We start from the raw sequence: 26,220 nt of genomic DNA on the forward strand, positions 1-26,220 counted from the left end.
ATACGTCAGCCTAAAAGGAAAACCGAGATGCTCGAACGCAGGGTGACACAAGGAGTCATGGGGTGAATCTTGAAACAAAATGGCTGGAAGACTTTGTAGCGCTGGCGAATACGCGCAGCTTCTCTGCGTCAGCACGCCAGCGACACGTAACCCAGCCAGCCTTTAGTCGCCGCATCCGCGCTTTGGAGCAGGCCGTTGATGTCACCTTGGTGGATCGTTCAACCACCCCCGTGGGGTTAACGCCAGAAGGGCAACTGTTTTTGGTCACTGCGCGCAATCTGGTCGAACAGTTAAACGAATCGCTAAGCCATTTGCGCGGTCTCTCTATCGCCAATGAAGCGCTGGATATTGTCGCAGCACACTCCCTTGCATTGAGCTTTTATCCCCCATGGATCTCGCGCTTGCAGCAGGGTTTGGGCGAGTTGCCGACTCGCTTGGTGGCCATGAATGTGGGAGAAGCGATTCATGTACTGCGGGAGGGCAACTGCGATTTAATGCTCGCCTACTACGATCCCTTTGCGACAATGCAGCTGGATGCCGAGGTATTTCCCTCATTTTCGATTGGAAAGGTCAATATGCTGCCCGTTTCGTTGCCAGACGAGCATGGGAAAGCAAAGTTTTCACTTCAGCACGACACCTCCATTCCCTATCTGTCTTATACCCAAGGGGCTTTCTTGGGCCGCAGTGTGCGTATGCTGCTGAAGAATGACCCGCTGCGTATGAAGCTGCGTACGGTATATGAAACGGCCATGGCCGAAGGCCTAAAGGGAATGGTGCTACAGGGCGTGGGGGTGGCGTGGATACCCGACTTTTGTATTCGTGAAGAGCTGAAAAGTGGCCGCTTGGTGAGGGCAGGTGACCAGAGCTGGGATATCCCTCTGGAAATCCGCTTATACCGCTGCTCGATGGTGCATAAGCCCGGCGTAGAGCGTTTGTGGCGGCAGATGATGAAACTGCCGCGGGATTTCCTGCAAGCATAACGCGCGTCAGTGAGCGTTTAGCTACTGCCAAAGTCGGCGGGCAACCCTAAGAAATTCTGGATAATAAAGAAGTGATCTTCAAACAGGCTATCGGGCTCAAGATCGGCAAGCGCTACCCAGCGTGCATGATCACCGCCTTTAACGGGCTTTAGACGTGGCAGCTGCTGATCAGGGCGTAGCGCAAAATAGAAAGCTTCCGCCAAGGTACGCCCACGCCAGCTGCGGTGGGGCTCATCAAACAGGCGCTGGCCACGCAGTGAGCCTTTGAGTACCGGTTCGGGCACTTTTAATCGTATACGCTCGCGAAGTTCGCGTAAGCAAGCATCCAGCAGACGCTCGTGGGGGTTAATAAAGCCTCCCGGGAGGGCATAAAGCCCTTTCCCCGGTGCTGCCGTGCGCCGCACCAGCAGCACATGGCCCGACTGCACGACCACCGCGTTGACCGTAACAAAAATAGGCGGGTAGGGCGCGTGCGCCCAGGCCTGACGGTACTGATCCAACAACTGCTGCTCTTCCAACAGTCGCTGATAGGCGCGTTCATTGCAAAAGTGTTTGACACTCTCCACAACGCCCGGCGGTAAATCGTGGTACGCGCCGGTACTTAGATAATCATCCGTTGAGCTTGGGGAGCGAAACAGTCGCTCGCGTATTTGACTGGCTGAAATCCCTTCCACTGATGGCACGCTGACTGACTCCCACTGAGGGAACAGTGAAAGGTAGTAGCTGGATTGGCCACGGCTGGCCCCAATCAAGCCAATACGGGGTAGACGGGCATTGGCAGGTGCTGCGAAATCGCGGACTTTGCGCTGCACATCGCGCACCCAAACATCGTCGTTATAGAGGGCGTCGAGTAGCGGTGTTATCTCTAAGCGTTGATTATCGGCGTCGTCAAATCCCGCGCGAAGCATGGCTTGACGCTCATCGAATCGCCAGGGGTTACGCAGTGAGCGCGCCTGCCAGGAAGAGCCCACCAACACAATGACCTGTCGAGCACGTTTGAGCGCCTCACGAATAATCGCTAGATGCCCCAGGTGTGGCGGCTGAAAACGGCCGATAAACACCAAACAGTCGAAGTCGCAGGCGGTCGCGGAGCGCGAAGTTTCAGTAGCCATCCAAGCTTCCTTTTTCGTTTGGTGAACTCAGAGATGCAACGTACCAGAAAACTGCGCTAAACGCTGTGGTTAGGTATGCTAGAAAAATAGGATATTGATAACGCTTATAAAACGTCCCGATACCTAACATCGATACCCAGCACACAGGGAGTGACTATGATTAAACGCGCGGCTATCTTTTGGTGGAGAGTAGTGCAAGACGCCACGTCACTTTGGTTGGAGCGGAATGCCTTTAGCTACGCGGGCTCACTAGCGTTCTATACACTATTCTCCTTGGCGCCCACGATTATTATCGCTGTCACGGTAATCGGCGTCGTATTGGGTGAAGAGGCTGCCCATGGCCAAATTGTTGCTCAGCTACAAGGCACATTGGGGGTGGATGCAGCAGTGGCTATTGAACAGGCTGTTGCCCAGTCGAGAATAGAAGAGTCCGGTATCTTACCAACACTTCTAGGCGTGGGGGCACTGGTGATTGGGGCAACGACTGTCTTTGCACAGATGCAGTTTTCGCTCAATACCATTTGGGGCGTAACAGCAAAGCCCACCACTAATAGCGCTTTACGTTTTATTAAAAGTCGGTTGCTCTCGTTAACGGTAGTGCTCTCTATCGGATTTATACTGATGGTATCGTTGGTGCTAGGCGTTGTTTTGCGCGCTATGCTTCAGGCCGCCGATAATTTAGTGCCTTATGCCAGCTTGTTGACCACGTCCGTTGAGTCGCTGGTCTCGCTGGGTGTCGTCACCTTACTATTTGCCACTATTTTTAAACTACTTCCCGACGTTGTTTTGCGTTGGCAAGATGTGTTTATTGGTGCTGTCGTAACCGCCGTGCTGTTTACCATAGGCCGCAGTGTGATCGCGATTTACTTGGCGTATACCGCAACAGCATCCACCTATGGCGCTGCCGGGTCGGTGGTCATGATTTTACTGTGGGTTTACTACAGTTCACTAATACTACTATTCGGGGCGGCGTTCACCCGCTCACTACTGCTGCGCCGCGGCCGCCCGCTGATTCCACGCAACAGTGCAGTGATTGTCAAACGCGAGTTTGTTTAACACTTCGGTAAGACCAGCATGGTAAGGAGGTAATGATGAGCGATTGCTGTGTACGTGCCTTGGTGACCGGCAAGGTGCAGGGTGTCTGGTATCGCCGTGCTACTCAGGAAAAAGCCCTTCAGCTTAGCATCACCGGCTACGCCAAAAACTTGCCCGATGGTCGCGTTGAAGTGTTGATGTGTGGTCACTCCGACGCCGTCAAGCTACTGAGTGAATGGCTATGGCAGGGCTCAGAGGGTGCGCAGGTTACCCACGTGGAGCTCGAGGTGCTGGATAATTGTCGCGCCCCGAGCCACTTTGCCACCCAGTAAGGCTTTATAAGAACCTCTGGTTAGTCGGCAAGTTTCTATTTGACGCTTTTCCATTCCAGAATATTGTTGGCCGTTAGGCTGACAATATTCTGGCGCGCTTCCGGTGTTATCCAGGCGTTGTGAGGCGTAACGATTAAATTGAGCGGCTCGCCAAGGGCATCCAGCAGTGGATGGCCATCTCTAGGCGGTTCAGCGGGCAGTACATCGACACCTAATCCACCCAGCTTGCCGCTACGCAGCGCCTCCAGTGCGGCCACTTCATCGATAACCCCGCCACGGGCGCAGTTGATCAATAGTAGCGAGTTTTTGGCGCACGCTAAGCGTTGCCGGTTAATCAAGTGTTTGGTGGCCTCGCTCAACGGGCAGTGCAGGCTGATAACATCGGCATCCGGTAGCAGGTCGTCCAGGGCAGGGCGCTTATCATTCTCCTCATTACCCGGGCGGGCGGCAAAGGTGACCTGCATGCCAAAGGCTTCTGCCAAGCGTGCTACTTCAGTACCTAACTCACCTTGACCAACCATCACTAGCTGTTTGCCTGATAGCTGGAGCGTTGGGTAGTCCTGCAAGCAAAAGAAGGCGCTACGCTGCCACTCGCCGGCGGCGACATCACGCTGGTAGCGGGGGAGGCGATTGGCTAACGCGAGGATGAGCATTAAAGTGTGTTGGGAAACGCTGGCGGTGCCATAAGCCGCGACGTTTTTAACTTCGATATTGTGTTCTTTTGCACTCTCAAGATCGATATTATTGAGGCCGGTAGCCAACACGCATATCAGTCGCAGTTTAGGCAGCTGCTGAAGCGTCTCGGCGTCCAGCACTACCTTGTTCACGATCGCTATATCGGCGTTAGCAAGGCGCTCCCGCGCTTGTTGAGTCGTGCTCTGCTCAAACACCTCAAGGTTTGAAACCGTCTCTTCAATGGCGCCCAAATTGATCTCGGGGCCGAGGCTTTGCGCATCCAGTATCACCGCGTGGGGCATTTTCTTCTCTCCATTAACTGCAGGGGGCTGTATAACCTTGCTCGCTGGGGGGCACAAAAGGGTATAATGACGGCGCTTTATCAACCGCAGCCTTGGAATTTACCCCGACTGGCCACATATTGCAGCCTGGCAGCGTTTGTGTTCGCCATTGTTCTCTCTTTGCAGGACAGAGTCTTTTAGAACTGTGTTTGCCAGAACTAAGCCTTTTAGAACCATGCTTGTCAGGGTTGAGCTTATTAGGAGTCATCAAGATGCCCATCTACGAATATGAGTGCAAGGCCTGCGGCCATCGCATGGAAAAATTGCAGAAAATTAGCGCCGATCCCCTTAAGGATTGCCCTGCATGCCAAAGCGATGGTTTGGAACGGCTTGTCTCGGCAGCGGGTTTCCGTTTGGCCGGCGGCGGTTGGTACGAAACCGATTTCAAAACGGGTAGCAAAAAGAATCTGGTTGCTGATGGTAAAACTGCCTCTGCAGATGCAGGTAAATCCAGCGATTCCAGCGCTACCGCTAAGAGCGTTACTCCCAAAGACAAGGGTGCCGCGGCATAGCCGCAGCAGTCAGGGTCGGGACGCCCGCGACACACTCATTGCCACGTAACAGAACAGGATTTGACATGCGCAGCCATTATTGCGGCCAGCTAAACGAAACTTTGGTGGATCAAACGGTTACGGTATGCGGATGGGTTCATCGCCGCCGTGACCACGGTGGGGTAATTTTCCTCGATATGCGCGATCGCGACGGCATCGCTCAGTTCGTGGTCGACCCTGATACCGCCGAGGCGTTCGCTAATGCCGACCGTGCCCGCAGTGAATTTGTCCTGCGTATCACTGGACGCGTTCGGCTGCGCCCGGAAGGCACCCAAAACGCCAACATGCCGACGGGTATGATAGAAGTATTGGCAAAAGACGTTGAAGTGCTCAATACCGCCGTTACCCCGCCATTCCAGCTGGATGAGCATGGCAAAGTCGGTGAAGAAGTGCGCTTAAAGCACCGCTATATCGATCTACGCCGCCCGGATATGATCGAGAAGCTGCGTCTGCGCTCGCGTATTTCTCATAACGTGCGCGCGTATCTCGAAAACCAGGGCTTCCTGGATATCGAAACGCCGGTGCTCACCCGCGCGACGCCAGAAGGTGCGCGTGATTACCTGGTGCCTAGCCGCACCCACGCCGGTAGTTTCTTTGCACTACCCCAGTCGCCGCAGCTGTTTAAGCAACTGTTGATGGTGGCGGGTTTTGATCGCTACTACCAAATTGCCAAGTGCTTCCGCGATGAAGACCTACGCGCCGACCGTCAGCCTGAGTTCACCCAGATTGATATCGAGGCGTCGTTCGTGGAAGAGAACGACATCATGGGCATTACCGAAGCCATGATTCGTCAGTTGTTCCAGGACGTATTAAAAGCCGAATTACCTGAATTTCCGCGCATGACCTGGCAGGAAGCGATGGATCGTTTCGGTTCCGATAAGCCGGATCTACGTATCCCGCTGGAACTGACCGATGTCGATGATCTGATGCAGCAAGTCGACTTCAAAGTCTTCTCTGGCCCCGCCAGCGCGGATGATGGGCGTGTTGCGGCGCTGAAAGTACCCGGTGGTGCCAAGCTGTCACGCAAAGAGATCGACGAGTACACCAAGTTTGTCGGCATCTATGGCGCCAAAGGCTTGGCGTGGATTAAGGTCAACGAGCGCGCCAAAGGGCTTGAAGGTCTGCAGTCTCCGATCGTCAAGTTTATGGAAAACATCGTTGAAGAGCTGCTCGACCGCGTGGGCGCTGAAGATGGTGACATTATCTTCTTCGGTGCGGACAAGGCTCGTATTGTTAACGAGGCCATTGGCGCGCTGCGCGTCAAGCTGGGTGCTGATCTGGAGCTCTATACGCAAGAGTGGGCGCCGCTGTGGGTCGTCGATTTCCCCATGTTTGAAGCCGACGACAATGGTCGCCTGAGCCCGCTGCACCACCCCTTCACCGCGCCTTCCTGCACGCCGGAAGAGCTCAAGGCCGATCCTGCCAAAGCGCTTTCACGCGCTTACGATATGGTGCTCAACGGCACTGAGTTAGGCGGTGGTTCGATCCGTATCCACGACCAAGCCATGCAGAGCACGGTGTTTGAGATTCTTGGTATTGGTGAAGAAGAAGCCCAAGAGAAATTCGGCTTCCTGCTGGATGCGCTGCAGTACGGTGCGCCGCCCCATGGCGGCTTAGCCTTCGGTTTGGATCGCTTGGTCATGCTGATGGTCGGTGCCAAGACTATTCGTGAAGTTATCGCCTTCCCGAAAACCCAAAGCGCTGCCTGTTTGATGACCAACGCACCGGGCGAAGTCAGCCCCGAGCAGTTGAAAGATTTGAACATCCGTCTACGCCAGAAAGTCAAAGCGGAACCCACCGCCGAATAAATCGGTTTGGATGGCTGCTCAACACCGACGCCACGGCGTCGGTGTTTTTGTATGTTCTAGTCACACGAGTAACGACGCCATGGAAGAGCAAAAGCCCGTCGTACCCATTCGCATTTTGGGCATCGACCCTGGCTCCCGGGTAACCGGTTACGGGGTGATCGATATTATTGGCGTTAAACCCTGCTACGTAGCGAGTGGCTGTATTCGTACGGCAGAAGGAGCCTTGGAGCAGCGCTTGGCGCAAATTTACGCCGGCCTTAGCGAAGTCGTCGGCCTGCATCGACCCTGCCAGGTGGCCATTGAGCGGGTCTTTATGGCCAAAAACCCCGATTCAGCACTAAAGCTGGGCCAGGCTCGGGGGGCGGCAATGGTGTGTATGGCTAATCATGGCTTGAGTCTTGCCGAATACGCCGCGCGGCAGATAAAGCAGGCGGTGACTGGGCAGGGTGGCGCGGACAAAGAGCAGGTGCAGCATATGGTGACTGCTATTCTGCAGCTCTCTGCTACCCCTCAAGCTGACGCCGCCGACGCGTTAGCCATTGCGTTAACCCATGCCTACAACGGCTCTGTTATGAGCAGCCATGGCTTGCCCGCCGCGCCATCTCGGGGCCGCCGTCGCTCCACCGGGCGCTGGCGGCTTTAATTCCCTCTATGCCTGCGACTGAACTACTGGTCACCTGTACAGAGTCGCTTTATAGTAATCATCTGTTTTTTTACTCTATTTTTTCATTCCGGTGCGAGCGAATTTATGATTGGACGTCTGAGTGGTCAGCTAGTGGCAAAGCAACCTCCCTGGATTGTGATCGACGTTCACGGCGTAGGTTACGAACTGGAAACCTCAATGAATACGCTGGTCGCACTACCGGCGATCAACGAGAGCGTTTCATTATTCACTCATTTAACCATTCGTGATGACGCCCACTTACTCTATGGCTTCGGCCGTGAGCACGAACGTGCTTTGTTTCGCGCCTTGATCAAGGTCAATGGCGTAGGGCCCAAGCTTGCACTAGCCATCCTGTCGGGTATGGACGAAGACGCCTTTATGCGCTGCGTCCGTGATGACGACAGCAAAGCGCTGACAACACTGCCAGGAGTGGGTAAGAAAACAGCAGAGCGGCTGATTATTGAAATGCGCGACCGTTTTCCCGAGTGGGAAGATGGCAGTACCGCGCTACTGCCACTCGAGGCCACCAATGGCCGCGCCTCTGCCCGCGATAGCCTTGCCGATGCGGAAGCCGCCTTGGTTAGCTTGGGGTATAAATTGACTGAAGCGTCGAAAATGCTCGCGGATATCGACCCCAATCAATCTACCGAAGCACTGATTAAAGCCGCACTCACCCAACGCATGAGTGGCTAAGCAACCTTTTTGAATCGCCATAAAGAAGAGCACCTATGTTAGAACACGATCGGCTGATCGCCGCTGAGCCTGAACAGGGGGAGGGGCGCATTGATTACGCGATTCGCCCTAAGCGGCTGGATGACTATATTGGCCAGCCGCGTGTGCGTGAACAGCTGGAAATCTTTATCGGCGCCGCCCGGCAGCGCGAAGAGAGCCTGGACCACACCCTGGTATTTGGCCCCCCAGGGCTAGGTAAAACGACCCTCGCGCATATTATTGCCACCGAGATGGGGGTCGGTATGAAATCGACTTCCGGCCCGGTACTCGAGCGGGCAGGTGATTTAGCCGCCATGCTGACGAATTTAGAGCCTGGCGACGTACTCTTTATCGACGAAATTCACCGTCTATCACCGGTAGTTGAAGAAGTACTCTACCCGGCCATGGAAGATTTTCAGCTCGATATCATGATTGGCGAAGGGCCTGCGGCGCGTTCGATTAAACTGGATCTTCCCCGCTTCACCCTGGTGGGCGCCACTACCAGAGCAGGGTTATTAACCTCACCGCTGCGTGACCGGTTTGGTATCGTGCAGCGGCTTGAGTTTTATAACCTCGAAGAGCTAACAGAAATTGTCTCGCGCTCGGCGCGCCTGTTAGGCGTTGAAACCAGCCACGATGGCGCCATTGAAGTAGCCAGGCGTTCACGTGGTACGCCGCGAATTGCCAACCGATTGCTGCGCCGAGTGCGGGATTACGCCGAAATGAAAGGCAACGGCGTCGTCGATGTCGCCATGGCAGATGCGGCTCTCAATATGCTCAATGTGGATCATCACGGCTTGGATCATATGGATCGGCGGCTACTACTCGCCATGATCGATAAATTTGACGGTGGGCCGGTGGGCATTGATTCACTCGCTGCTGCGATCAGTGAAGAGCGTGACACGATCGAAGATGTCATTGAGCCCTATCTTATTCAGCAGGGCTTAATGATGCGTACCCCCCGTGGCCGGGTGGTCACTCGCCAGGCCTGGCTGCACTTTGAGCGCGTGCCTCACGAACAGGCAACCGATATGGAAGGAGAGCGCCGTCCGTGAGTAAGCAAGTGAGCGTGCCCGCGAAAGATAGTTACCGCCTGCCGATACGCGTTTATATGGAAGATACTGACGCAGGCGGCATTGTCTACTACGTTAACTACTTGAAGTTTATGGAGCGTGCACGCAGCGAATGGCTACGCCAGTTGGGCCTGAATCAGCAAACGCTGCTAGACGAAGGTACACAGCTAGTGGTATACCGCTTGGCCTGTCACTACGCGAAACCGGCTTGCCTAGATGATGCGTTGGAAATTAGTGCTCACGTTTCCGACGTTGGGCGCTGTCGGATGACATTTGAACAGCAGGTTTGGCGTGGTGAGGAACTCCTTTGCTCTGCCACAGTCGAGATAGCCTGCTTGAGCACCGAGCGTCTAAGGCCAAAAGCATGGCCTGCATCGCTCAACGTTTTGACCCGGGCCTCTTAACCAAGAGGTCACTCACTGTGTCGGCAATCCCGACCCTAATAGATTGATGAGGGCACCTGTGAACGATAACACCATGTCCATTCCCCATTTGATAATGAATGCCAGTACGGTAGTGCAACTGGTAATGCTGCTGCTACTGGTGGGGTCGATCCTCTCTTGGATAGTGATTTTTCAGCGCAGTATTGCGCTGGGCCGTGCCAAGAAAGAGTACAACCAATTTGAGGAGTCTTTTTGGTCAGGTGTCGACTTAAATGAGCTCTACCGTGAGATCCCGGCCGACGACCCGCGCCACGGCGCCGAGCATATGTTTCAAGCCGGTTTTCGCGAATTTAACCGCTTGATGCCTAAAACCCGCGACCCGGATACCGTGCTGGAAGGCGTTCAGCGTAGCATGCGGGTCGCGTGGTCTCGGGAAGAGGATCGCTTAACCCAGCATTTAGTGTTTCTTGCCACGGTAGCCTCTGCTAGCCCTTATATCGGCCTGTTTGGCACCGTATGGGGCATTATGGGGTCGTTTCAGGCGCTATCACTGACCCAACAAGCAACCCTAGCTACGGTGGCTCCCTGGATTGCCGAAGCGCTAATTGCGACAGCCATGGGCCTATTCGCGGCGATTCCAGCGGTGATCTTCTATAACCGCCTGTCCAACATGTCTTCTCGCTTGCTCGGCAAATACGAAGATTTCGCCGAAGAGTTTCACGCTATCCTGCATCGCAATTTGCAAGGTCGTGACGGCAAACCAAGCGCCAGCTAAGGGAGAAAGCCATGCAAGGACCATTCAATCGTAGTGGTAAAAGCAAGCCAATGGCGGAGATTAATGTTGTCCCTTTCATTGACGTCATGCTGGTACTGCTAGTGGTCTTTATGATCACCGCGCCCATGCTGACCCAGGGGGTACAAGTTGAGTTGCCGCAAGTCACTTCTCAGCCTATTGAGCCCCAGGAGGATAACGATCCGATCATTATCTCGGTTGATAGCGACGGCGGGTACTTCATCACGCTGGGGGAGGACTCCACGTCGGTGTCGCTGGATGAGATGTCCTCACGAGTGACAACGATTATACAGCGTCGCCCAGGCACACCGGTGATGGTACGCGGCGATCGTAATGTGGCCTACGGTCAAATTGTCGTCTTGATGAGTACCTTGCAAGGCGCCGGTGTGGCTAATGTGGGGCTGCTTTCTGAGCCGCCAAAAGATGGGTAAGGGCAAGGCGCAGCACATGGCACTTAAATCCCCACGCGATCCTCAAGATGTCGGCTATAAGTGGCCGACTGTCCTGGCGATTGGCGTGCACCTAGCAATTGTCGCGTTTAGCTTGATCAGCCTGCCAAGTCGAAATGCAGAACCTGACAGCTCCTCAATCGTACAGGCAACGCTAGTAAGCACCGAAACCTTTACCGACCAAGCGCAGCAAGCAACGGATGAGCAGGCGGCGATGAATGCGCCCGCCGAAGCCCCCACCGAGCCTGATGCGCCGGAAGAGCCTTCAGCGAGTGAACAGCAGGCCGCAGCCGAGCAGCAAGCCGCAGAAGAGGCCGCCCAGCAGGCGGCGGAAGCGGAGGCGCAGGCGTTAGATGAGGCGCGTGCGGCAGCCGAGGCCGAGGCTCAGCGCAGAGCGGAAGAAGCGGCCGAGCAGGCTGAACAGCAGGCGGCTGAAGCGGCTGAACGCGAAGCCGAAGCGGAAGCTGCCGCAGAGCGCCAGCGTGAAGTGGAAGAAGCACGTCGCCAGCAGGAAGCCGCCGAGCAGCAGCAACGCGAAGAAGCGGAAGCAGAACGCCAGCGCGAAGCCGAAGAGCAGCAGCGACGGGAAGAGGCAGAAGCCGAGCGCCAGCGCGAAGCTGAAGAGCAGCAGCGACGGGAAGCGGAGGAAGCTGAACGCCAACGCGAAGCCGAAGAACAGCGATTGCGTGAGCAAGAGGAGGCTCAGCGCGAGCGAGAGGCCGAAGCACAGCGCCAGCGCGAAGCGGAAGAGCAGCAGCGCCGTGAAGCAGAAGCTGAGCGCCAACGTGAAGCTGCGGAAGCTGCCGAGGCGGCTATGCAACGCCAACTGGCCGGTGAGGCCGAAGCGGCTGCTAATGCCCAACAGGCTGAACAAGCGGCCAATAGCTTTATTAACATTGTTCGTCGTGCTGTTGAGCAGGCCTGGGTGATTCCGCCCGGTGCAAGTGATGCGATGAGTGCTACCCTACAGGTACGGCTAGGGCCTTCAGGTGAGTTGTTGGCAACGTCGATTGTGACATCAAGCGGCGATAGTGCTTTTGACCGGTCTGTGATGCAGGCCGTGGAACATGCTGCACCGTTTGGTGAATTGCGAGATTTACCAGCCGATCAGCAGCGTAATTTACGTCAGTTTAATCTGCGATTTACTCCAGGAGATGTTCGCTGATGCATAGCTTGAGCAAAGTGTGGTTGTTTTGTCTGTTGCTGCTAGTCAGCAGTGTGGCAAGTGCTAACCTAACCATTGAGATCACGCGAGGCAGCGATCAAGCGCTGCCAATTGGTGTGGTGCCGTTCGCCGGTTCGGACGGCCTACCCGAAGATGTTGCACAGATTGTTCAAGATGACCTTGAGCGGAGTGGCTATTTTGCTCCCTTAGCGCGCAGCGCTATGTTTGAGCAGCCTAGCCAATCTGACGATGTCCAGTTTGGTACCTGGCGTTCGCTAGACGTACGCTATCTAGTCGTCGGCCAGGCACGACAAACTGACGGTGGCTTTGAGCTTCAGTTTGAACTGATGGATATCAGCGGTCAGCGTCGAATGATTGGTGAAACTGTCACAGTGAGAGGCAATGACCTGCGTGGCGCGGCACACTACATCAGCGATCAAATCTTTGAAGAGATTACCGATATCCGCGGTGCTTTCTCCACCAAAATTGCCTATGTTACTGCCCAGGGTATCGGTGACAATATGCAGTTTGGTCTCTACGTTGCCGACGCCGATGGCCGTCGCAGCGAGCAGGTGTTGACCTCTGATGAACCTATCATGTCACCAGCGTGGTCTCCCGATGGTACCAAGCTTGCCTATGTTTCCTTTGAGACTGAGCGCCCAGCAATCTATATTCAGGATGTGGCGACTGGTCAGCGCGTGCAAGCGACCTCGTTTGAAGGCATTAACGGCGCACCGGCATGGTCACCGGACGGGCGGCGTATCGCCATGTCACTATCTAAAGATGGCCAGCCTGAAATTTACATCATGGATGTTGGCAGCCGTTCTGTAGAGCGCATCACCAACAATAACAGCATCGATACTGAGCCAGCATGGGCACCAGATGGCCAAAACCTGCTGTTTACCTCTGATCGTAGCGGTGGTCCCCAGCTTTACCAGTATTCATTGGGTGGAGGCGAGGCCCAGCGCCTGACATTTACCGGTAACTACAACGCCCGTGGTCGCTACGCGCCGGATGGAGAGCAGATATTCTTGATCCATCGTTCAAGCAATGGTTATCAAGTAGCAAGGCAGGATCTAAGCGGTAACCGCTTAGTGGTATTAAGTGAATCAACAAGAGATGAATCTCCTAGTGTTGCGCCGAACGGGACCATGGTAATCTTCGCTACCCAACAGGGTGGTAATGGGGTGCTTAGTGCTGTTTCAGCAGATGGTCGCTCATCATTTAGGTTGCCATCAGCACAAGGTGATGTACGTGATCCAGCGTGGTCACCCTTCTTAAATTGATCAAATTAGTCGATTAACATCGAAATTTTTTAGTTTTCAGGCAAGGAGTCTGATTATGCAACTTAAACCGTTGGCTCGCTCATTAGCAGCAGCGCTATCTATCGTGGTAATCGCTGGCTGTTCCAGCACCGGCGGAACCCAGGACGGTGACTCGTACGGTAGCCAGGATGGCAGCACGACCGGTTCCAGCACCTCGGGTACAGGCACGGGTAGTCAGTATGGTTCCACATCTGGTTCAGGCGCTGGTCAGCAGGCTGATTCACGCATTCCAGAAGTACGCACCATCTATTTCGATTACGACCGCGATACCATTAAGAGCGAGTACGAATCCGTTGTAATGGCCCACGCGCGTTATTTGCGTGCCAACCCTAATGCTCAAGTGGTACTCCACGGACATACCGATGAACGCGGTACCCGTGAATACAACATGGCGCTAGGTGAGCGTCGTGCCGGTGCAGTAGAGCGCTTTTTGAATATACAGGGCGTTTCTCCTTCACAAATGAGCGTGGTTAGCTATGGTGAAGAGCGTCCGGCTGTCAATGGCCAAGACGAGAGCGCTTACGCTCAGAACCGTCGAGTTGTATTTAACTACTAAGCATTTGACGATTGAATGCTTAACCACTGATGAATCCGGCGTGCGGCTAACCGCACGCCGTTTACGTCTCCGGAGTCATCATGAATCACAGTCTCAAGCGTTTTATTGAGAGGCTGTGCGGTGCGGGAGCCATAGTGCTCCCGCTGTCCGTATTGCCTTTAACGGCCGCCGCTCAACAGCCGCTGGTGCAAGACCTATCCAACTCTAATTCTTCCAATAGTAGCTTCTACCAGCAGACGCAGCGACAGGAAGCGCCCAGTGGCAATCTTGTGCTGTTTAACCAGGTACAGGAGCACCAGCAGGAAATCCAGCAGCTACGCGGTCAGATCGAAGAGCTACGTCACCAGTTGGAACAGCTGCGTCGCCAATCACAGCAGCAGTATCTTGATATTGAAGATCGTCTGATGAGCAGCGGTCCAACTCAGATTGAGCAGTCAACGCCCGCGGTAGAGCCTGAAGCCGCCGAGGAAGTTGTCAATGCGCCTTCTAGCCGCAACGTTAGTGAGGGTGCTCAAGCCGATTACCAAGCCGCCTTCGGACATGTTCAGGCGCGCCGTTTTGACGAAGCGATCGCGGCCTTTGAAGCCTTCGTTACCGATCACCCTGATACTAGTCTAACGGCTAATGGGCATTACTGGCTGGGCGAGCTATATGCTGCAGAAGGCGAGCTGGATGCCGCTGACCAAGCGTTTAGCCGTGTGATCGAAGAATACAGCGGCAGCAGTAAAGTGCCGGATGCAATCTATAAACTAGGCTTAGTGAAAGCGCGTAAAGGCGAAGCAGAGCGCAGCCGTGAGCTACTTGAGCAAGTGCGCGACGACTACCCGCAAAGCAGTGCGGCGGGCCTAGCCAATGACTTTTTACGCCAATCAGCAAGTTAATTTTTTGCTTCAAGGAATCAGCATGAGCTGCAAGATCGACTATCAACCAGCGCCCAACTTATTGGAAAATCGCATCGTGTTGGTAACCGGCGCAGGGGACGGGATTGGCCGTGCGGCAGCGTTGAGCTATGCCCAACACGGAGCAACCGTGATTCTATTGGGGCGCACCATTGCCAAGTTAGAGCGCGTATACGATGAAATCGAAGCCGCTGGGGGCCCTCAGCCAGCGATTTTCCCGCTCAATTTTGAAGGCGCCACACTAAAAGATTTTCATGATATGGCCGAAACGCTGGATAAAGAGTTTGGCCGCTTGGACGGTTTGCTGCATAACGCCGGGTTGTTGGGTCGCATCACGCCTTTCGAGCAATACAATCCAGAGCTTTGGCAGCAGGTAATGCAGGTGAACATTAACGGACCGATTTGGATGACCCAAGCGCTATTGCCTCTGCTGCAAGCGTCTGAGGATGCATCGGTCATTTTTACCTCCTCCAGCGTCGGCCGTAAAGGCCGCGCCTATTGGGGGGCGTACTCAGTCTCTAAGTTCGCCACCGAAGGGTTCGTCGAGGTATTGGCCGACGAGTTGGATAACCAATCCACTGTACGCGTTAATTCCCTCAATCCTGGGGCTACGCGCACTCAAATGCGGCGTACCGCATTTCCCGGTGAGGATCCCTTCACTTTGCGCACCCCGGAAGACATCATGCCGACTTACTTATGGCTTATGGGGCCAGACAGTTCAGGCACCAACGGCCAAAAGCTTGATGCCCAGCCTCCACGGGTATAGCGCTTACTGTTAACCCCTTGCCAGCCAGTCGATGCCCGACGTACTTAGCGTTTGAAACCGTTCAGGGCATCGACCAGCGCGTGGCACTCTCCAAACCACAAGTCAGCAGGCCACTGCTGATAGTCATCCTCTTCGCTGATATAGCCGTAGCCAACGGCCACGGCAGTCATCCCAGCGGCGACGGCGGCTTCGATATCCCGGGCGTGATCGCCAATATACCAACACTGCTCAGGCTCAACGCCTAGCCGCCGGGCAGCTTCCCAGAGTGGCTCAGGGTCTGGCTTTTTAACACTCAGATCATCCGCACACAGCAGGGCGCCGGGTTTAAGCGCCAATGCGTCCAATAATGGTAGCGTATAGCGGCGCGGTTTATTGGTCACAATTCCCCAGGGACGCTGGTTACCATGCCACTCTTTCAGCCATACATCGAGCGGCGAAAAAACCTGGCTATGCACGGCGACTGCCTGCTCGTAGGCATCCAGCAGAAACTCGCGTGCTTGGTCATGTCCGTCCGCTTTCACTTCTAATCCCAGCGCCAGCGTAACCAGTGCGCTACCCCCATTAGAGACCTGACGACGGATCACTTCAAAGGGAAGCGGCTTCAGGCCGTGGTGAGTACGTAGCGCATTGGTAGCTCGGGCCAAATCAGGCGCAGTATCGACCAGGGTGCCGTCTAAATCGAAGAGAATCGCTTGGGGTGCTTGCATCGGCATTTATTCGCTCACCTTACGGCAGTACATCATGTAGTTGACCGAGACATCATGACCAACTAAACGGTAGTGTCGGGTTAGCGGGTTGTAGGTAAGACCTGTCTGTTCACGCACCTCTAAGCCACTGTCGCGAGACCATGCGGCCATTTCTGAAGGGCGGATAAATTTCGCATAGCTATGCGTACCCCGGGGCAGCAGTCTAAGCACGTACTCGGCGCCTAGTATTGCGAACGCATAGGACTTGGCAGTGCGATTCAGCGTAGAAAAAAATATATAGCCACCAGGGCGAACCAGGGCACTGCAGGCACGAATGACAGAGGCGGGGTCGGGTACGTGCTCAAGCATCTCCATGCAGGTCACTACATCGTAAAAGCCGGGCGTTTGAATCGCCATGGCTTCTACGCTGATGTGCTGATAATCAACCTCAACGCCGCGTTCTTCGGCGTGCAGCCTAGCGACCGCTAGTGGTGCTTCACCCAGATCAATGCCGGTTACTTTAGCCCCGCGATTGGCCATCGATTCGCTCAAAATACCGCCGCCACAGCCCACATCCAGCACTTTTTTCCCCGCCAGCCCTGCACGCGCATCGATAAAATCAAGGCGCAAAGGGTTAATCTCGTGGAGCGGTTTAAATTCACCCTGCGGATCCCACCAGCGGCTAGCGAGCGCTTCAAATTTAGCGACTTCGGCGGCATCGACGTTGCCTTGATAGTGACCAGCAGTGCTATCCTGTGGTGTCGCTTGCATGTTTTGACTCCCATCGTCATTGAGCATTAAGCGAAAAGTTGACGCTTAATCACTGGTTATCGTCCATTGGCGAGGTGGCATCCATCCGCGCCTTCAGTATTATGGACATTCTAACCACTCCTGTGTCGGAACGCATGAAAAGGACCTCTCTATGATTCGCAAGGCCGTACTTCCTGTTGCTGGGTTTGGCACCCGCTGCTTGCCGGCTTCGAAGGCTATTCCCAAGGAGATGATTACGATTGTTGATAGGCCAGTCATTCAATATGTGGTCGAAGAGGCGATTGCCGCGGGTATTCGCGAGATAGTGCTGGTCACCAGTAGCAATAAAAGCGCTATAGAAAACCACTTCGACACACACGCCGAGCTGGAAGCGAGCCTGGAAGCGAAGGGTAAGCACGAGCTTTTGGCGATGTTACGCAACTTAGTGCCTGATGACGTTAGCATTATCAGTATTCGTCAGGGTGTTCCGTTAGGGCTGGGGCACGCGGTGCTATGCGCTCGCCCGATCATTGGCGACGATGAGCCCTTCGCTGTCCTGCTTCCCGATGTACTCGTCGATAATAGCGCCAACGAATCGACCGATTTGGCCGGCATGTTGGCGGCGTATGATCAGCAGCAAACAGCGCAGCTGATGGTAGAAGAGGTAGCCTGGGAGCAAGTTGAGAAATATGGCATCGTGGCGCCAGCCGGTGACGTGCCTGCCCCCAATCAATCGGCAGATCTAGTGGGTATGGTAGAAAAGCCGAAGCGTGATGCGGCGCCCTCAAATCTAGCAGTGATTGGCCGTTATGCGTTGCCAGGCCATATTTTCCCTATTTTAGAAGCAACGCCGCCCGGTGCGGGCGGTGAAATTCAACTGACCGATGCGCTGGAGACCCTGCGCGAACAGTCGGGCGTTCAAGCATACCGTATGCAGGGCACTACCTACGATTGTGGTCAGCCGCTGGGTTACCTTGAAGCCACGCTCGCCTATGGGCGTCGTCACCCCGAGTTTGGTGAGGGTTTCCAGGCCTTGCTATCACGTTACCAACAGGGAGAGTAACCCATGCGGGTGTTACTTTACGGTAGCGAATTGAGCGCGGCGACAGCCGCCGCTGCGTTGGCCTGGGTGGGGCATCAGGTGCAGTGGTTACCGCATGCCGATGCCCCCTGGTCAGCACTTTCCCAAGTAGATTGGCTGCGCAGCGAACCTCAACTGATGGCGCATTTGGATCAGGGCCTTGCGGAAGGGACGCTTCAGGTTATTGAGCAGCTCAAAGAGGCCCAAACGCCTGAAGTGATCTGGCTGGGGTTATCTCCTGCGCAGCGTAGCTCAGCCAGTGCGCTGGTTGAAGACCCGCTGCTGGTCGATCAGAAGGGCATAGTGCTTATTAATAATTCAACGTTTCCGGTCGGCGAGACAGAGCGCCTGAATGTGTTGATGGGCATGCAGCACACCAGCGTGGCGCTCCCTGATACGTTGGAAGAGGGACGTGCGTGGGACTCGTTTACCCGCCCCACTCGGCGGCTATTGGGCTGCGACGATGCCACCGGTGAGCAGATGACCAGGGAGCTATTACGCGCCTTTAATCGCCGCAGTGAGGTATTTCAGTGCATGCCGCGCCGCGCTGCGGAGCTCACCAAGCTGGCTATTAATGGCATGCTCGCTACGCGCATCAGTTACATGAATGAAATTGCTGGCTTGGCTGATACCCTGGGGGTGGATGTTGAGCATGTCCGCCAGGGAATGGGCGCTGATTCCCGGATCGGGTTTGAATATCTCTACCCCGGGTGTGGGTTTGGGGGGCCGAATTTCTCCCGGGATTTGATGCGTCTGGCCGATGTTCAGCTGCAAAGCGGTCGTTATTCAGCCCTGCTTGAGCAGGTCATGGATATTAACGAGCAGAAGAAAGAGACCCTGTTCCGTAAGCTCTGGGCTCACTTTGCGGGCGAGTTGGCAGGTAAAACAGTGGCAATATGGGGCGCGGCGTTCAAACCCGGCACCGCGCGTATTGACCATGCCCCGGTCTTAACGCTGCTCGAGGCACTTTGGGCCCAGGGGGTTCATGTTCAACTCCATGACCCGGCGGCAGTGCCTGCGCTTCACGCCTTGGTAGGCGAGCGTGACGACCTGCGCACCTATACTCATGACCCTTACCAAGCCTGTGAGGGAGCCGATGTGCTGATGCTGGTGACCGAATGGAAAACGTATTGGAACCCGGACTGGCACCGACTCGGCTCGCTTTTAAACGCTAAGCTCGTACTAGATGGACGCAATATTTACGACCCTGAGTTCGTTGCCAGCTGTGGATTAATGTACCGAGGTATTGGCCGTCGTGCCGACCCGAAGACTCTTTGAGGAAATGTCATGCCAGACGCCACCGCATCCTCTCGTATTGTGCCCGATGTGGATCAAAGCTTGGCGGCGCAACACTTGCGTCACCGAAAGGGCCCCACGCTATGGCCACTATGGCTATGTTTGCTACTGATCATTGCGCTTATGGGCGCCGCGGCGGCTGGTCTTTGGTACGAACGTGAACGACTGTTAGATGAGCTTCACCGGGTGAGTGGGGAAGTCTCCAATGTGCATGCCCGGTTGGATTCGGATGACACTGACGTACAAGATACGTTAACATTTGTACAAGCTCAGATGTCGACGCTTTTCCAAGAGCAGGAGCAACTCTCAAAATCGTTAGCCGCAACCCGTGAAGAGTTATACGGCTTTCTCACTTCTAGCGAGGATACGGTCTCTAGTGATTCCATCAACACACTGTTGCAGCAGTTGTCTCAACTTAAAGAGCAAGCTGAACTGCGCGACAGTCAATTAATGGCGGTGCGGGAATCTCTTGACGCCTTGGAACAAACGGGCGCCTCGGGTCGTCAAAATCTTGTTGAGGAAGTCTCCCATCTGGAGCAATTAACCCAACGGCGCATCGATGGCTTAGCTAGTCAGCTCAACAGTGTCAGTAGTGTATGGGAAGAACAGCTGTCGGCGCAAAGAGCGGCGTTCGAGGCGCGCTTTGATGAGCTGGAAACATCCGTTGCAGAGATAGAAGCGCCCGCAGATCAAGCAGCCCTGGAAGCATTGGAGCAGGAGTGGTCTCAACGGCTGAATTCGCTGGAAAGCGATGTGCGTCAAGTACGTCAGGCGCAGCTTGCCTTCAGTGCTCAGTTAGAAATGCTTAGGCGATGAAGCCGCTGATTTAGGTTGGGATAAAAATGTATGGGAAGACAACGGCGATGGACATTAGCCACAAAGCGCACCTTTACTGTTGTGCTACCGCTGTTATGCGTATCACCTGGCGCATGGGCATTAGAAGCGACTATTGAGGGTGTTTCCAATGAGGTCGAAGGCAATATTCAAGCCTATTTACAGAATATCGATGCGGCACAATATACCGAGGTGCGTCTAGAGGGCGAGATTCTCCGACGCACCGAGGAAGCAATGCGTGTTTATGGCTATTACGAACCCGAAATAACGCTTGAACGCGCCACTGATGAACGTGCCTGGATTGAAATCGAGCCCGGGCCTCAGGTTGAAATCGAAATTCTGTCAATCAATGTGGAAGGTGATGCGAGTGAAGATCCGCCTTTCCAACAGGCTGTTGAGGACTTTCCCCTTGCAGAGGGAGATGTGTTACGGCATGCGCCCTGGGATCGATTAAGCAGCCAATTTTCAGGATTGGCTATTGAGCGCGGTTACTTTGACTGGGGCTTTACTGATCGGCGCATGGAAGTGCGTCCGTACCTACAAAGTGCGCGTCTCTATATGGATTTTGATAGTGGCCCCCGCTACCAATTTGGTGAATCCTCTATTACAGGGAGCCATATTGAGCTTGATCGGTTGCGTCGCATGCAACCCTTTGAGCAGGGCGACCCCTATTTGGCAAAGACCCTGGCAGACTACAATCAATCGCTTGCTGAAACCGGCTGGTTTAGCTCGGTGTCGGTGCGCCCGCGACTCGAAACAGCTCAAGAATTAACCATCGCTCCCTCTGGCGGTGGGGATCCTTGGTGGAGTGAAGCCACCGCCTCTCAGCCAGAGCGCCCACGAATCACCAGTGCCGCTTTGGTCAGCGCGCTTGGCCTTAATACCCCCAGTGATAAACAGCTACCTATCGATGTCACTGTTGAACCCGCTGATCGCCACCAGTTTGAAGTGGGAGTGGGCTATGCCACCGATGTAGGGCCGCGGCTGCGTTTCGGCTGGGAACAGCCATGGATTAATCGCTATGGTCATAGCCTTAATCATGACCTCTATTTATCCGCGCCAGAGCAGCGTTTTACCGGCGTATATAATGTGCCGCTTGAGGATCCGCTTCGCGATAGCTATCGGCTTCAATATGGCATCCGTAATATCGACGATAGTGATACCCAGTCGCTAGAAGGTACCGTAGAGCTTGCCCGGCGATGGGAGTTTGATAACGATTGGGTCCAAACGGTCTATTTCCGCACTACTTATGAGGACTTCGAACAGGGCGGTGAAGCGGATCAAGTGTGGCTCTTCTATCCAGGTATCCAGTGGTCGCGTACGCGGACACGCCCTCAGCGCTTTCCATTATGGGGTGATCGTCAGCAGCTCTCGTTAGAGTATTCCGATACCGTTTGGGGCTCAGATGCAACATTCGCCCGCATCACGGGGGATACGGAGTGGATCCGTATGATCGGCAACGACAACCGCTTCTTGGCGCGTATTAGTTTAGGCGCCATTGAAACCGATGACTTTGCCAAAATACCGCCATCGCTGCGTTTTTTCGCGGGTGGTGACCGCAGCGTGCGTGGTTACTCCTATGAGAGCTTATCTCCCCGCAACGAAGAGGGACGGCTACGCGGTGGGCAGCAAATGCTCACCTCGACCCTGGAGTATCAGCGTCGAGTAACAGGGGATTGGTGGGGCGCCATCTTTATAGATAACGGCGATGCGTTTGATAATTGGGGGCCTAATGATTTGAAAACCGGCGCCGGAGCCGGGGTACGGTGGGTCTCGCCGGTAGGGCCTATTCGTTTTGACATCGCCCACCCTTTTGACCACGAAGACGATTGGCGTTTGCACTTTTCCATCGGACCGGAATTCTAGGAGAAAGACTTGTCGCAGGTTGCACCAGCTACAACTGATAAACGCCGTATGTTGTCTCCCAAATATCGCGCTTGGCTCCTGCTCTGGAGCCTCGTGCGACTCGTGATCGTGCTGCCTATTTGGCTGTTCGGCATTGTGGCGCTAATTGTGGGGGTAGCTTTATCACCCTGGGGCACTGGTGTGCTGCTCTCCCAGGGAGAACAGCGCGATTTTTTCTCCTACGCCCATCATGAAGGTGGCTTACTCGACCATTTTCAGCTCGAATATTTCCAGCTACAGCTGGGCGAAACCCGCATAAACGTGGATGAGTTCGAACTTCAGTGGGCTGATGATTGTGTTTTGTCAGCGCGCCTATGCATCGATACGCTGCGTGTGGTGGGCGCCGACATCCGGCTAGGCTCATCGGGTGAGCAAGCACCGTCTCCCGAAGAAGAAGGGAGCCCGCTGGCTATTCGTTTCCCATTTCCCATCGAACTGCGTTCGCTACTACTTGACGATGTTAGCCTTAGGCTTGCCGATGGTACCAAAGTGGCGTGGCGCTCATTAAGTTCGGCGGCCACTGCGGAAGGAAACACCGTAAGACTTTCGCCAACGCACCTGGAGGAACCCCGGATATACTTGCCACCATCGTCCGGCGTTCTGCTTACCCAAGGCATTGAAACGCCGCTTTATGCTGAAGCTATCGATGCCGCCATCTTGCTCAATCAACCACCTCAAGAGGCCCAGGCGACGGTGGAAACGCCAGAGCAGCAGCTCGAAGAACGCGGGCGCCTGGAACTACCGGATATCACACTGCCGGTAGATATCCAGATACCTGAATTCACGCTCACCGATTTTCGTGTGGAAGGGGCCACCGAGTACCGTGTTGAGCGACTGCGGCTTGGGTTGTTAACCGAAGGTGATAACGTCGAAGTAACTGAGCTTTCCGTTGTTACCCCTGATGCTGCGGCTGAATTAACCGCGAATGCCACCTTAAGCGGCAATTACCCACTCGAAGCACGTTTAGCCGTCGAACTGTTTTTACCCGAGATATACCCAGAATTGAGTGGTGAATCTTTAACCTTGACGCTGTCTGGCCCACTGGATGCACTTGAAGCCCAGCTGGATGCATCCGGTGCGGTCAATGCGTCACTAAGTGGTCAAGTCGACGCACTTGCCCCGACGCTACCGTTTCAACTGCAGCTGCAAAGTGACCAAGTACAGTGGCCTTTGCCTGTCAGCGAAGATGTCAGTAGAGATGAAAGTGTTGATGACAGCGCTGAAAACGAGACAGCCCAAGACGAAGCTGCCGCAGAGCCCTATATAGTCGATGGCTTGGATCTACAGCTAACCGGCAGCCTGGACGATTATAGTGCTCAGTTAGCTATGTCGGTTGAGGGCCCGAGACTGCCGCGGACTCAAATTAACGTCACCGGTGAAGGTGATCTTGAACAGTTCAACTGGCAACCGCTCACCCTCGCAGTCGACGAAAGTTCCCTGCGTAGCGAAGGCAACGTCAGTTGGGTAGCACCGCTGCAGGTCAACACGACTATTCGGCTGGATCAGTTCAACCCTGCCCACTTCGTGGATCAGCTCGAGGGTAATTTAAACGGTGATATTGAGCTTACGCTGCGTCAGCAAGAGGATGAGTGGGCGATTAGCGTACCCAATTTAGCAATTGAAGGTGAGCTACGCGACTACCCGCTGACCCTGCAAGCGGCTTTTGATGCTAACAGCAACCTGGAACTGGATATTGAGGAGTTGTTGTTTACCCAAGGGGATAATCGTTTAGAGGCGGCTGGACAAATCAGTGAGCAGGCCATGTCGTTAAATGCGGATATTTCGCTGCGCCAGTTGCAAACGCTCTCGCCGGACTTGGCGGGCACTATCGTGGGCACGCTAGAGGCCAGCGGTAGTTTTAATCAACCGCAATTACTCGCCAATTTACAGGGTAATGGCGTGCGTTTTGGCCAGAATCGCATTGAACGGCTTGCCTTGGACGCCGATGTACAGGGTATCGATGACCCTACCCTCGACGTACAACTGGCCCTACAAAACGTCAATGCCGGAGGGCAGGCCCTGACCAATATTGAGGCCAATCTTGGCGGACGGCTCTCTGAACATCAGCTTGAACTGACCGCCCAAGGCGCCACCAACAGCGTACTCAGCCGTGCCCAGCTTGCTTTGGCTGGCCGTTTTGACCAACAGGGCCAGCTGTATCAAGCCCGTGTTACTCCTCTGGAAATCGATTCTGACGCGGGGAATATTCGCCTTGAAGCGCCTCTAGACCTGCGCTATGACCTGGCCAATGGTCAAGCGCGCCTGTCGCCGTTCTGCCTACGCCGTGAGCAGGGCGGGCTGGTCTGTTCCGAAGAGGAAGTCAATGCGTCTGCGCAACAGGGCAACGCTGTGTTTTCGGTTCGGGAAGTGCCGATGGAAATGCTGGAGCCTTTTCTGCCAGAAGAGTGGCAGTTAGCGGGTGACACAACGGCAGATCTCGTCGCCACCTGGGGCCAGGGCGGTGCCCAATGGCAGGCAGATCTGCAAATTGTTAGCGAAATCGCGATTACTGCCGTGAACGATTATGGTCAGCCTGTGCAACTGCCGGAAATCAGTTTAGACGCTCAAATTGAAGCCAACCAAGCCCAGGCGGATGCCAATGTATCGCTGTCGCTTGCCGAGGCCGGCGACCTTAACTTAGATTTGTCGGTCAACGACCCATTAGGGGCCGGCGCTTTATCGGGAGAGCTGCGCGCCAACAATGTGTCGTTACAGCCCTATCGGCCCATGCTAGTGGGGATGGAACGATTGGAAGGTGATCTTAGCGGCAGTGTCCAAATTACCGGTTCGACTGCTGCACCTGACTTACAGGGCCAGCTTGGACTACGCAGCATCGGGGTAAGTGGCCCGGAGATACCTGTCGATGTGCAAGATGGTGAACTGGTGGTCTCTTTTGACGGTGAGCAGGGAGATATTGACGGTTATCTGTCCGCTGAGCGCGGGCGTATGGAAATCACCGGTGATGCTTATTGGCCAAGCGGTGACAGTTGGCGGATTGGCGTTGACCTGAATGCAGTCCAAGAGCCTATTTTGGTCGTATTGCCCCAGTTTGGCCAGCTTGAAGTAGCCCCTGATATACGTATCCGTGTCACCCCAAAAAGGCTTCAGGTGAGAGGAGATGTCAATTTGCCCTGGGCACGGCTTGAAATTGGCGATATGCCTTCATCAGCCGTCACGCCGAGTAGCGATGAAGTCATTATTACTGAGCGCGATGATCGCCAGGCAGAAATTGAGGCTCAGCGAGCGGCTGCCAATGGGGATGGCCCCAGCGCCGCGGATGAGCTTGCCGCTACCGGCATGGCTATTGATGTGCTGGTGACGTTAACGCTGGGCAGTGATATGCAACTTTCCGCCTACGGCCTTGAATCTGGATTGGGAGGCTCACTGGAAATACGCCAAAGCAGCGGGGCGTTGCAGCTGTTTGGCGATGTTAATTTGGTCAATGGTCATTTCCAAGCGTTCGGTCAAGATCTGCTTATTCGCCGTGGCGAGCTGCTGTTTAGTGGCCCGCCAGGTCAACCTACACTGGACTTCGAAGCCATTCGCAACCCTGACGTTACCGAAGATGATGTCATCGCAGGCTTGCGGGTAACAGGCAGCGCCGACTCACCGAACGTCCTGATCTTTTCTGAACCGCCGATGGATGAATCTCGTGCGCTTTCCTATCTGTTACGGGGTCGCGCGCCGGATTCCTCAGGTGGCGGTGTGGATAGCGCACTGACTACCGCTTTGATTGGTATGTCATTAGGTCGTACCGGTGGTGCGGTGGGCTCCATTGGCGAAGCCTTCGGTATTGACGATTTAACTTTAGATACCGCTGGAGCCGGTGACGACAGCCAAGTTGCTGTCAGTGGTCAGCTCACCGACGATTTAAGGATTAGCTACGGCGTGGGAATTTTCTCGCCGATTGCCGAACTAACACTACGCTACACGCTGTGGCGTAACCTTTATGTAGAGGCCGTATCGGGTACCAGCCAAGCGGTAGATTTAATCTACACTTTTACCCGTTCCGGCGATCCTGAAATCATACAGCAGCAAAGCAATAAGTGA

General features: G+C 54.8%; 25 protein-coding genes. 21 read left to right on the plus strand and 4 right to left on the minus strand.

What is annotated here, in order from left to right:
* Positions 1-62 precede the first annotated feature (62 nt).
* A complete protein-coding gene (locus QEN58_RS09210; protein ID WP_280106791.1) occupies positions 63-980 on the plus strand; it encodes a LysR substrate-binding domain-containing protein in 918 nt (305 codons plus the stop codon).
* Positions 981-997: 17 nt separating this feature from the next.
* Here the strand turns inward: QEN58_RS09210 and QEN58_RS09215 are convergent, their stop codons facing one another.
* Entirely contained in the window at positions 998-2,092 is a 1,095-nt protein-coding gene (locus QEN58_RS09215) for a bifunctional nicotinamide-nucleotide adenylyltransferase/Nudix hydroxylase (RefSeq protein WP_280106792.1), read from the minus strand.
* 156 nt (positions 2,093-2,248) lie between these two features.
* Here QEN58_RS09215 and QEN58_RS09220 point away from each other — a divergent pair, with 156 nt between their 5' ends.
* Entirely contained in the window at positions 2,249-3,148 is a 900-nt protein-coding gene (locus QEN58_RS09220) for a YihY/virulence factor BrkB family protein (protein WP_280106793.1), read from the plus strand.
* Positions 3,149-3,183: 35 nt separating this feature from the next.
* Positions 3,184-3,459: an acylphosphatase gene (locus QEN58_RS09225; RefSeq protein ID WP_280106794.1), complete on the plus strand. Its 276-nt coding sequence runs from the start codon at positions 3,184-3,186 to the stop codon at positions 3,457-3,459.
* Between the two features lie 35 nt (positions 3,460-3,494).
* Here QEN58_RS09225 and QEN58_RS09230 read toward each other — a convergent pair whose 3' ends face one another.
* Complete coding sequence (locus QEN58_RS09230) at positions 3,495-4,436, minus strand: D-2-hydroxyacid dehydrogenase (RefSeq protein ID WP_280106795.1); 942 nt, start codon at positions 4,434-4,436, stop codon at positions 3,495-3,497.
* 251 nt (positions 4,437-4,687) lie between these two features.
* Here QEN58_RS09230 and QEN58_RS09235 point away from each other — a divergent pair, with 251 nt between their 5' ends.
* The 13 genes from QEN58_RS09235 (at position 4,688) to QEN58_RS09295 (ending at position 15,618) form a co-directional block, all read left to right on the plus strand.
* Entirely contained in the window at positions 4,688-4,987 is a 300-nt protein-coding gene (locus tag QEN58_RS09235; RefSeq protein ID WP_064232825.1) for an FmdB family zinc ribbon protein, read from the plus strand.
* A 65-nt stretch (positions 4,988-5,052) separates the two neighbouring features.
* Positions 5,053-6,834 carry an aspartate--tRNA ligase gene (aspS, locus tag QEN58_RS09240; protein ID WP_280106796.1) on the plus strand — a complete coding sequence of 594 codons (1,782 nt, stop codon included), beginning with the start codon at positions 5,053-5,055 and terminating at the stop codon, positions 6,832-6,834.
* 79 nt (positions 6,835-6,913) lie between these two features.
* Entirely contained in the window at positions 6,914-7,477 is a 564-nt protein-coding gene (gene ruvC, locus QEN58_RS09245) for a crossover junction endodeoxyribonuclease RuvC (protein ID WP_280106798.1), read from the plus strand.
* A 105-nt stretch (positions 7,478-7,582) separates the two neighbouring features.
* The gene (gene ruvA, locus QEN58_RS09250; protein ID WP_280106799.1) at positions 7,583-8,191 is read left to right on the plus strand and encodes a Holliday junction branch migration protein RuvA; all 609 of its coding nucleotides are present in this window, start codon (positions 7,583-7,585) and stop codon (positions 8,189-8,191) included.
* 35 nt (positions 8,192-8,226) lie between these two features.
* Positions 8,227-9,264 (plus strand): Holliday junction branch migration DNA helicase RuvB, encoded by a 1,038-nt coding sequence (ruvB, locus tag QEN58_RS09255; RefSeq protein WP_071693212.1) that lies wholly within the window; start codon positions 8,227-8,229, stop codon positions 9,262-9,264.
* Positions 9,261-9,686, plus strand: coding sequence for a tol-pal system-associated acyl-CoA thioesterase (ybgC, locus tag QEN58_RS09260; RefSeq protein ID WP_425270314.1), 426 nt, complete (start codon positions 9,261-9,263; stop codon positions 9,684-9,686). Before ruvB ends, ybgC begins: the two co-directional genes overlap by 4 nt.
* 58 nt (positions 9,687-9,744) lie before the next feature.
* Positions 9,745-10,440 (plus strand): protein TolQ, encoded by a 696-nt coding sequence (tolQ, locus tag QEN58_RS09265; RefSeq protein WP_280106800.1) that lies wholly within the window; start codon positions 9,745-9,747, stop codon positions 10,438-10,440.
* An 11-nt stretch (positions 10,441-10,451) separates the two neighbouring features.
* Complete coding sequence (gene tolR, locus QEN58_RS09270) at positions 10,452-10,889, plus strand: protein TolR (protein ID WP_280106801.1); 438 nt, start codon at positions 10,452-10,454, stop codon at positions 10,887-10,889.
* Complete coding sequence (tolA, locus tag QEN58_RS09275) at positions 10,882-12,072, plus strand: cell envelope integrity protein TolA (RefSeq protein ID WP_280106920.1); 1,191 nt, start codon at positions 10,882-10,884, stop codon at positions 12,070-12,072. The genes tolR and tolA overlap by 8 nt, the downstream gene beginning before the upstream one ends.
* A complete protein-coding gene (gene tolB / locus QEN58_RS09280) occupies positions 12,072-13,358 on the plus strand; it encodes a Tol-Pal system beta propeller repeat protein TolB (RefSeq protein WP_280106802.1) in 1,287 nt (428 codons plus the stop codon). Before tolA ends, tolB begins: the two co-directional genes overlap by 1 nt.
* A 55-nt stretch (positions 13,359-13,413) precedes the next feature.
* On the plus strand, positions 13,414-13,953 hold the full coding sequence (pal, locus tag QEN58_RS09285; RefSeq protein ID WP_280106803.1) for a peptidoglycan-associated lipoprotein Pal: 540 nt from the start codon (positions 13,414-13,416) through the stop codon (positions 13,951-13,953).
* Between the two features lie 80 nt (positions 13,954-14,033).
* Positions 14,034-14,834: a tol-pal system protein YbgF gene (ybgF, locus tag QEN58_RS09290; RefSeq protein WP_280106804.1), complete on the plus strand. Its 801-nt coding sequence runs from the start codon at positions 14,034-14,036 to the stop codon at positions 14,832-14,834.
* A gap of 22 nt (positions 14,835-14,856) precedes the next feature.
* Positions 14,857-15,618, plus strand: a complete 762-nt coding sequence (locus QEN58_RS09295) for a YciK family oxidoreductase (protein WP_280106805.1) — start codon at positions 14,857-14,859, stop codon at positions 15,616-15,618.
* Between the two features lie 44 nt (positions 15,619-15,662).
* Here QEN58_RS09295 and QEN58_RS09300 read toward each other — a convergent pair whose 3' ends face one another.
* Together QEN58_RS09300 and ubiG are read right to left on the minus strand one after the other, a co-directional pair.
* A complete protein-coding gene (locus QEN58_RS09300) occupies positions 15,663-16,331 on the minus strand; it encodes an HAD-IA family hydrolase (RefSeq protein ID WP_280106806.1) in 669 nt (222 codons plus the stop codon).
* Complete coding sequence (gene ubiG / locus QEN58_RS09305) at positions 16,332-17,075, minus strand: bifunctional 2-polyprenyl-6-hydroxyphenol methylase/3-demethylubiquinol 3-O-methyltransferase UbiG (protein WP_280106807.1); 744 nt, start codon at positions 17,073-17,075, stop codon at positions 16,332-16,334.
* Positions 17,076-17,226: 151 nt separating this feature from the next.
* On the opposite strand from ubiG, the gene galU reads away from it, so the two are divergent.
* The 5 genes from galU to tamB are packed head-to-tail and all read left to right on the plus strand — an operon-like array spanning position 17,227 to position 26,220.
* Complete coding sequence (galU, locus tag QEN58_RS09310) at positions 17,227-18,117, plus strand: UTP--glucose-1-phosphate uridylyltransferase GalU (protein WP_280106808.1); 891 nt, start codon at positions 17,227-17,229, stop codon at positions 18,115-18,117.
* A gap of 3 nt (positions 18,118-18,120) precedes the next feature.
* Entirely contained in the window at positions 18,121-19,413 is a 1,293-nt protein-coding gene (locus QEN58_RS09315; protein ID WP_280106809.1) for a nucleotide sugar dehydrogenase, read from the plus strand.
* Positions 19,414-19,422: 9 nt separating this feature from the next.
* Positions 19,423-20,247, plus strand: coding sequence for a GumC domain-containing protein (locus QEN58_RS09320; RefSeq protein ID WP_280106810.1), 825 nt, complete (start codon positions 19,423-19,425; stop codon positions 20,245-20,247).
* 30 nt (positions 20,248-20,277) lie between these two features.
* Positions 20,278-22,131 carry an autotransporter assembly complex protein TamA gene (gene tamA / locus QEN58_RS09325; protein ID WP_280106811.1) on the plus strand — a complete coding sequence of 618 codons (1,854 nt, stop codon included), beginning with the start codon at positions 20,278-20,280 and terminating at the stop codon, positions 22,129-22,131.
* Positions 22,132-22,179: 48 nt separating this feature from the next.
* Positions 22,180-26,220, plus strand: a complete 4,041-nt coding sequence (gene tamB / locus QEN58_RS09330) for an autotransporter assembly complex protein TamB (protein WP_280106812.1) — start codon at positions 22,180-22,182, stop codon at positions 26,218-26,220.

The organism is Halomonas alkaliantarctica (genome assembly GCF_029854215.1).
GTDB classification, from domain to species: Bacteria; Pseudomonadota; Gammaproteobacteria; order Pseudomonadales; family Halomonadaceae; genus Vreelandella; species Vreelandella alkaliantarctica_A.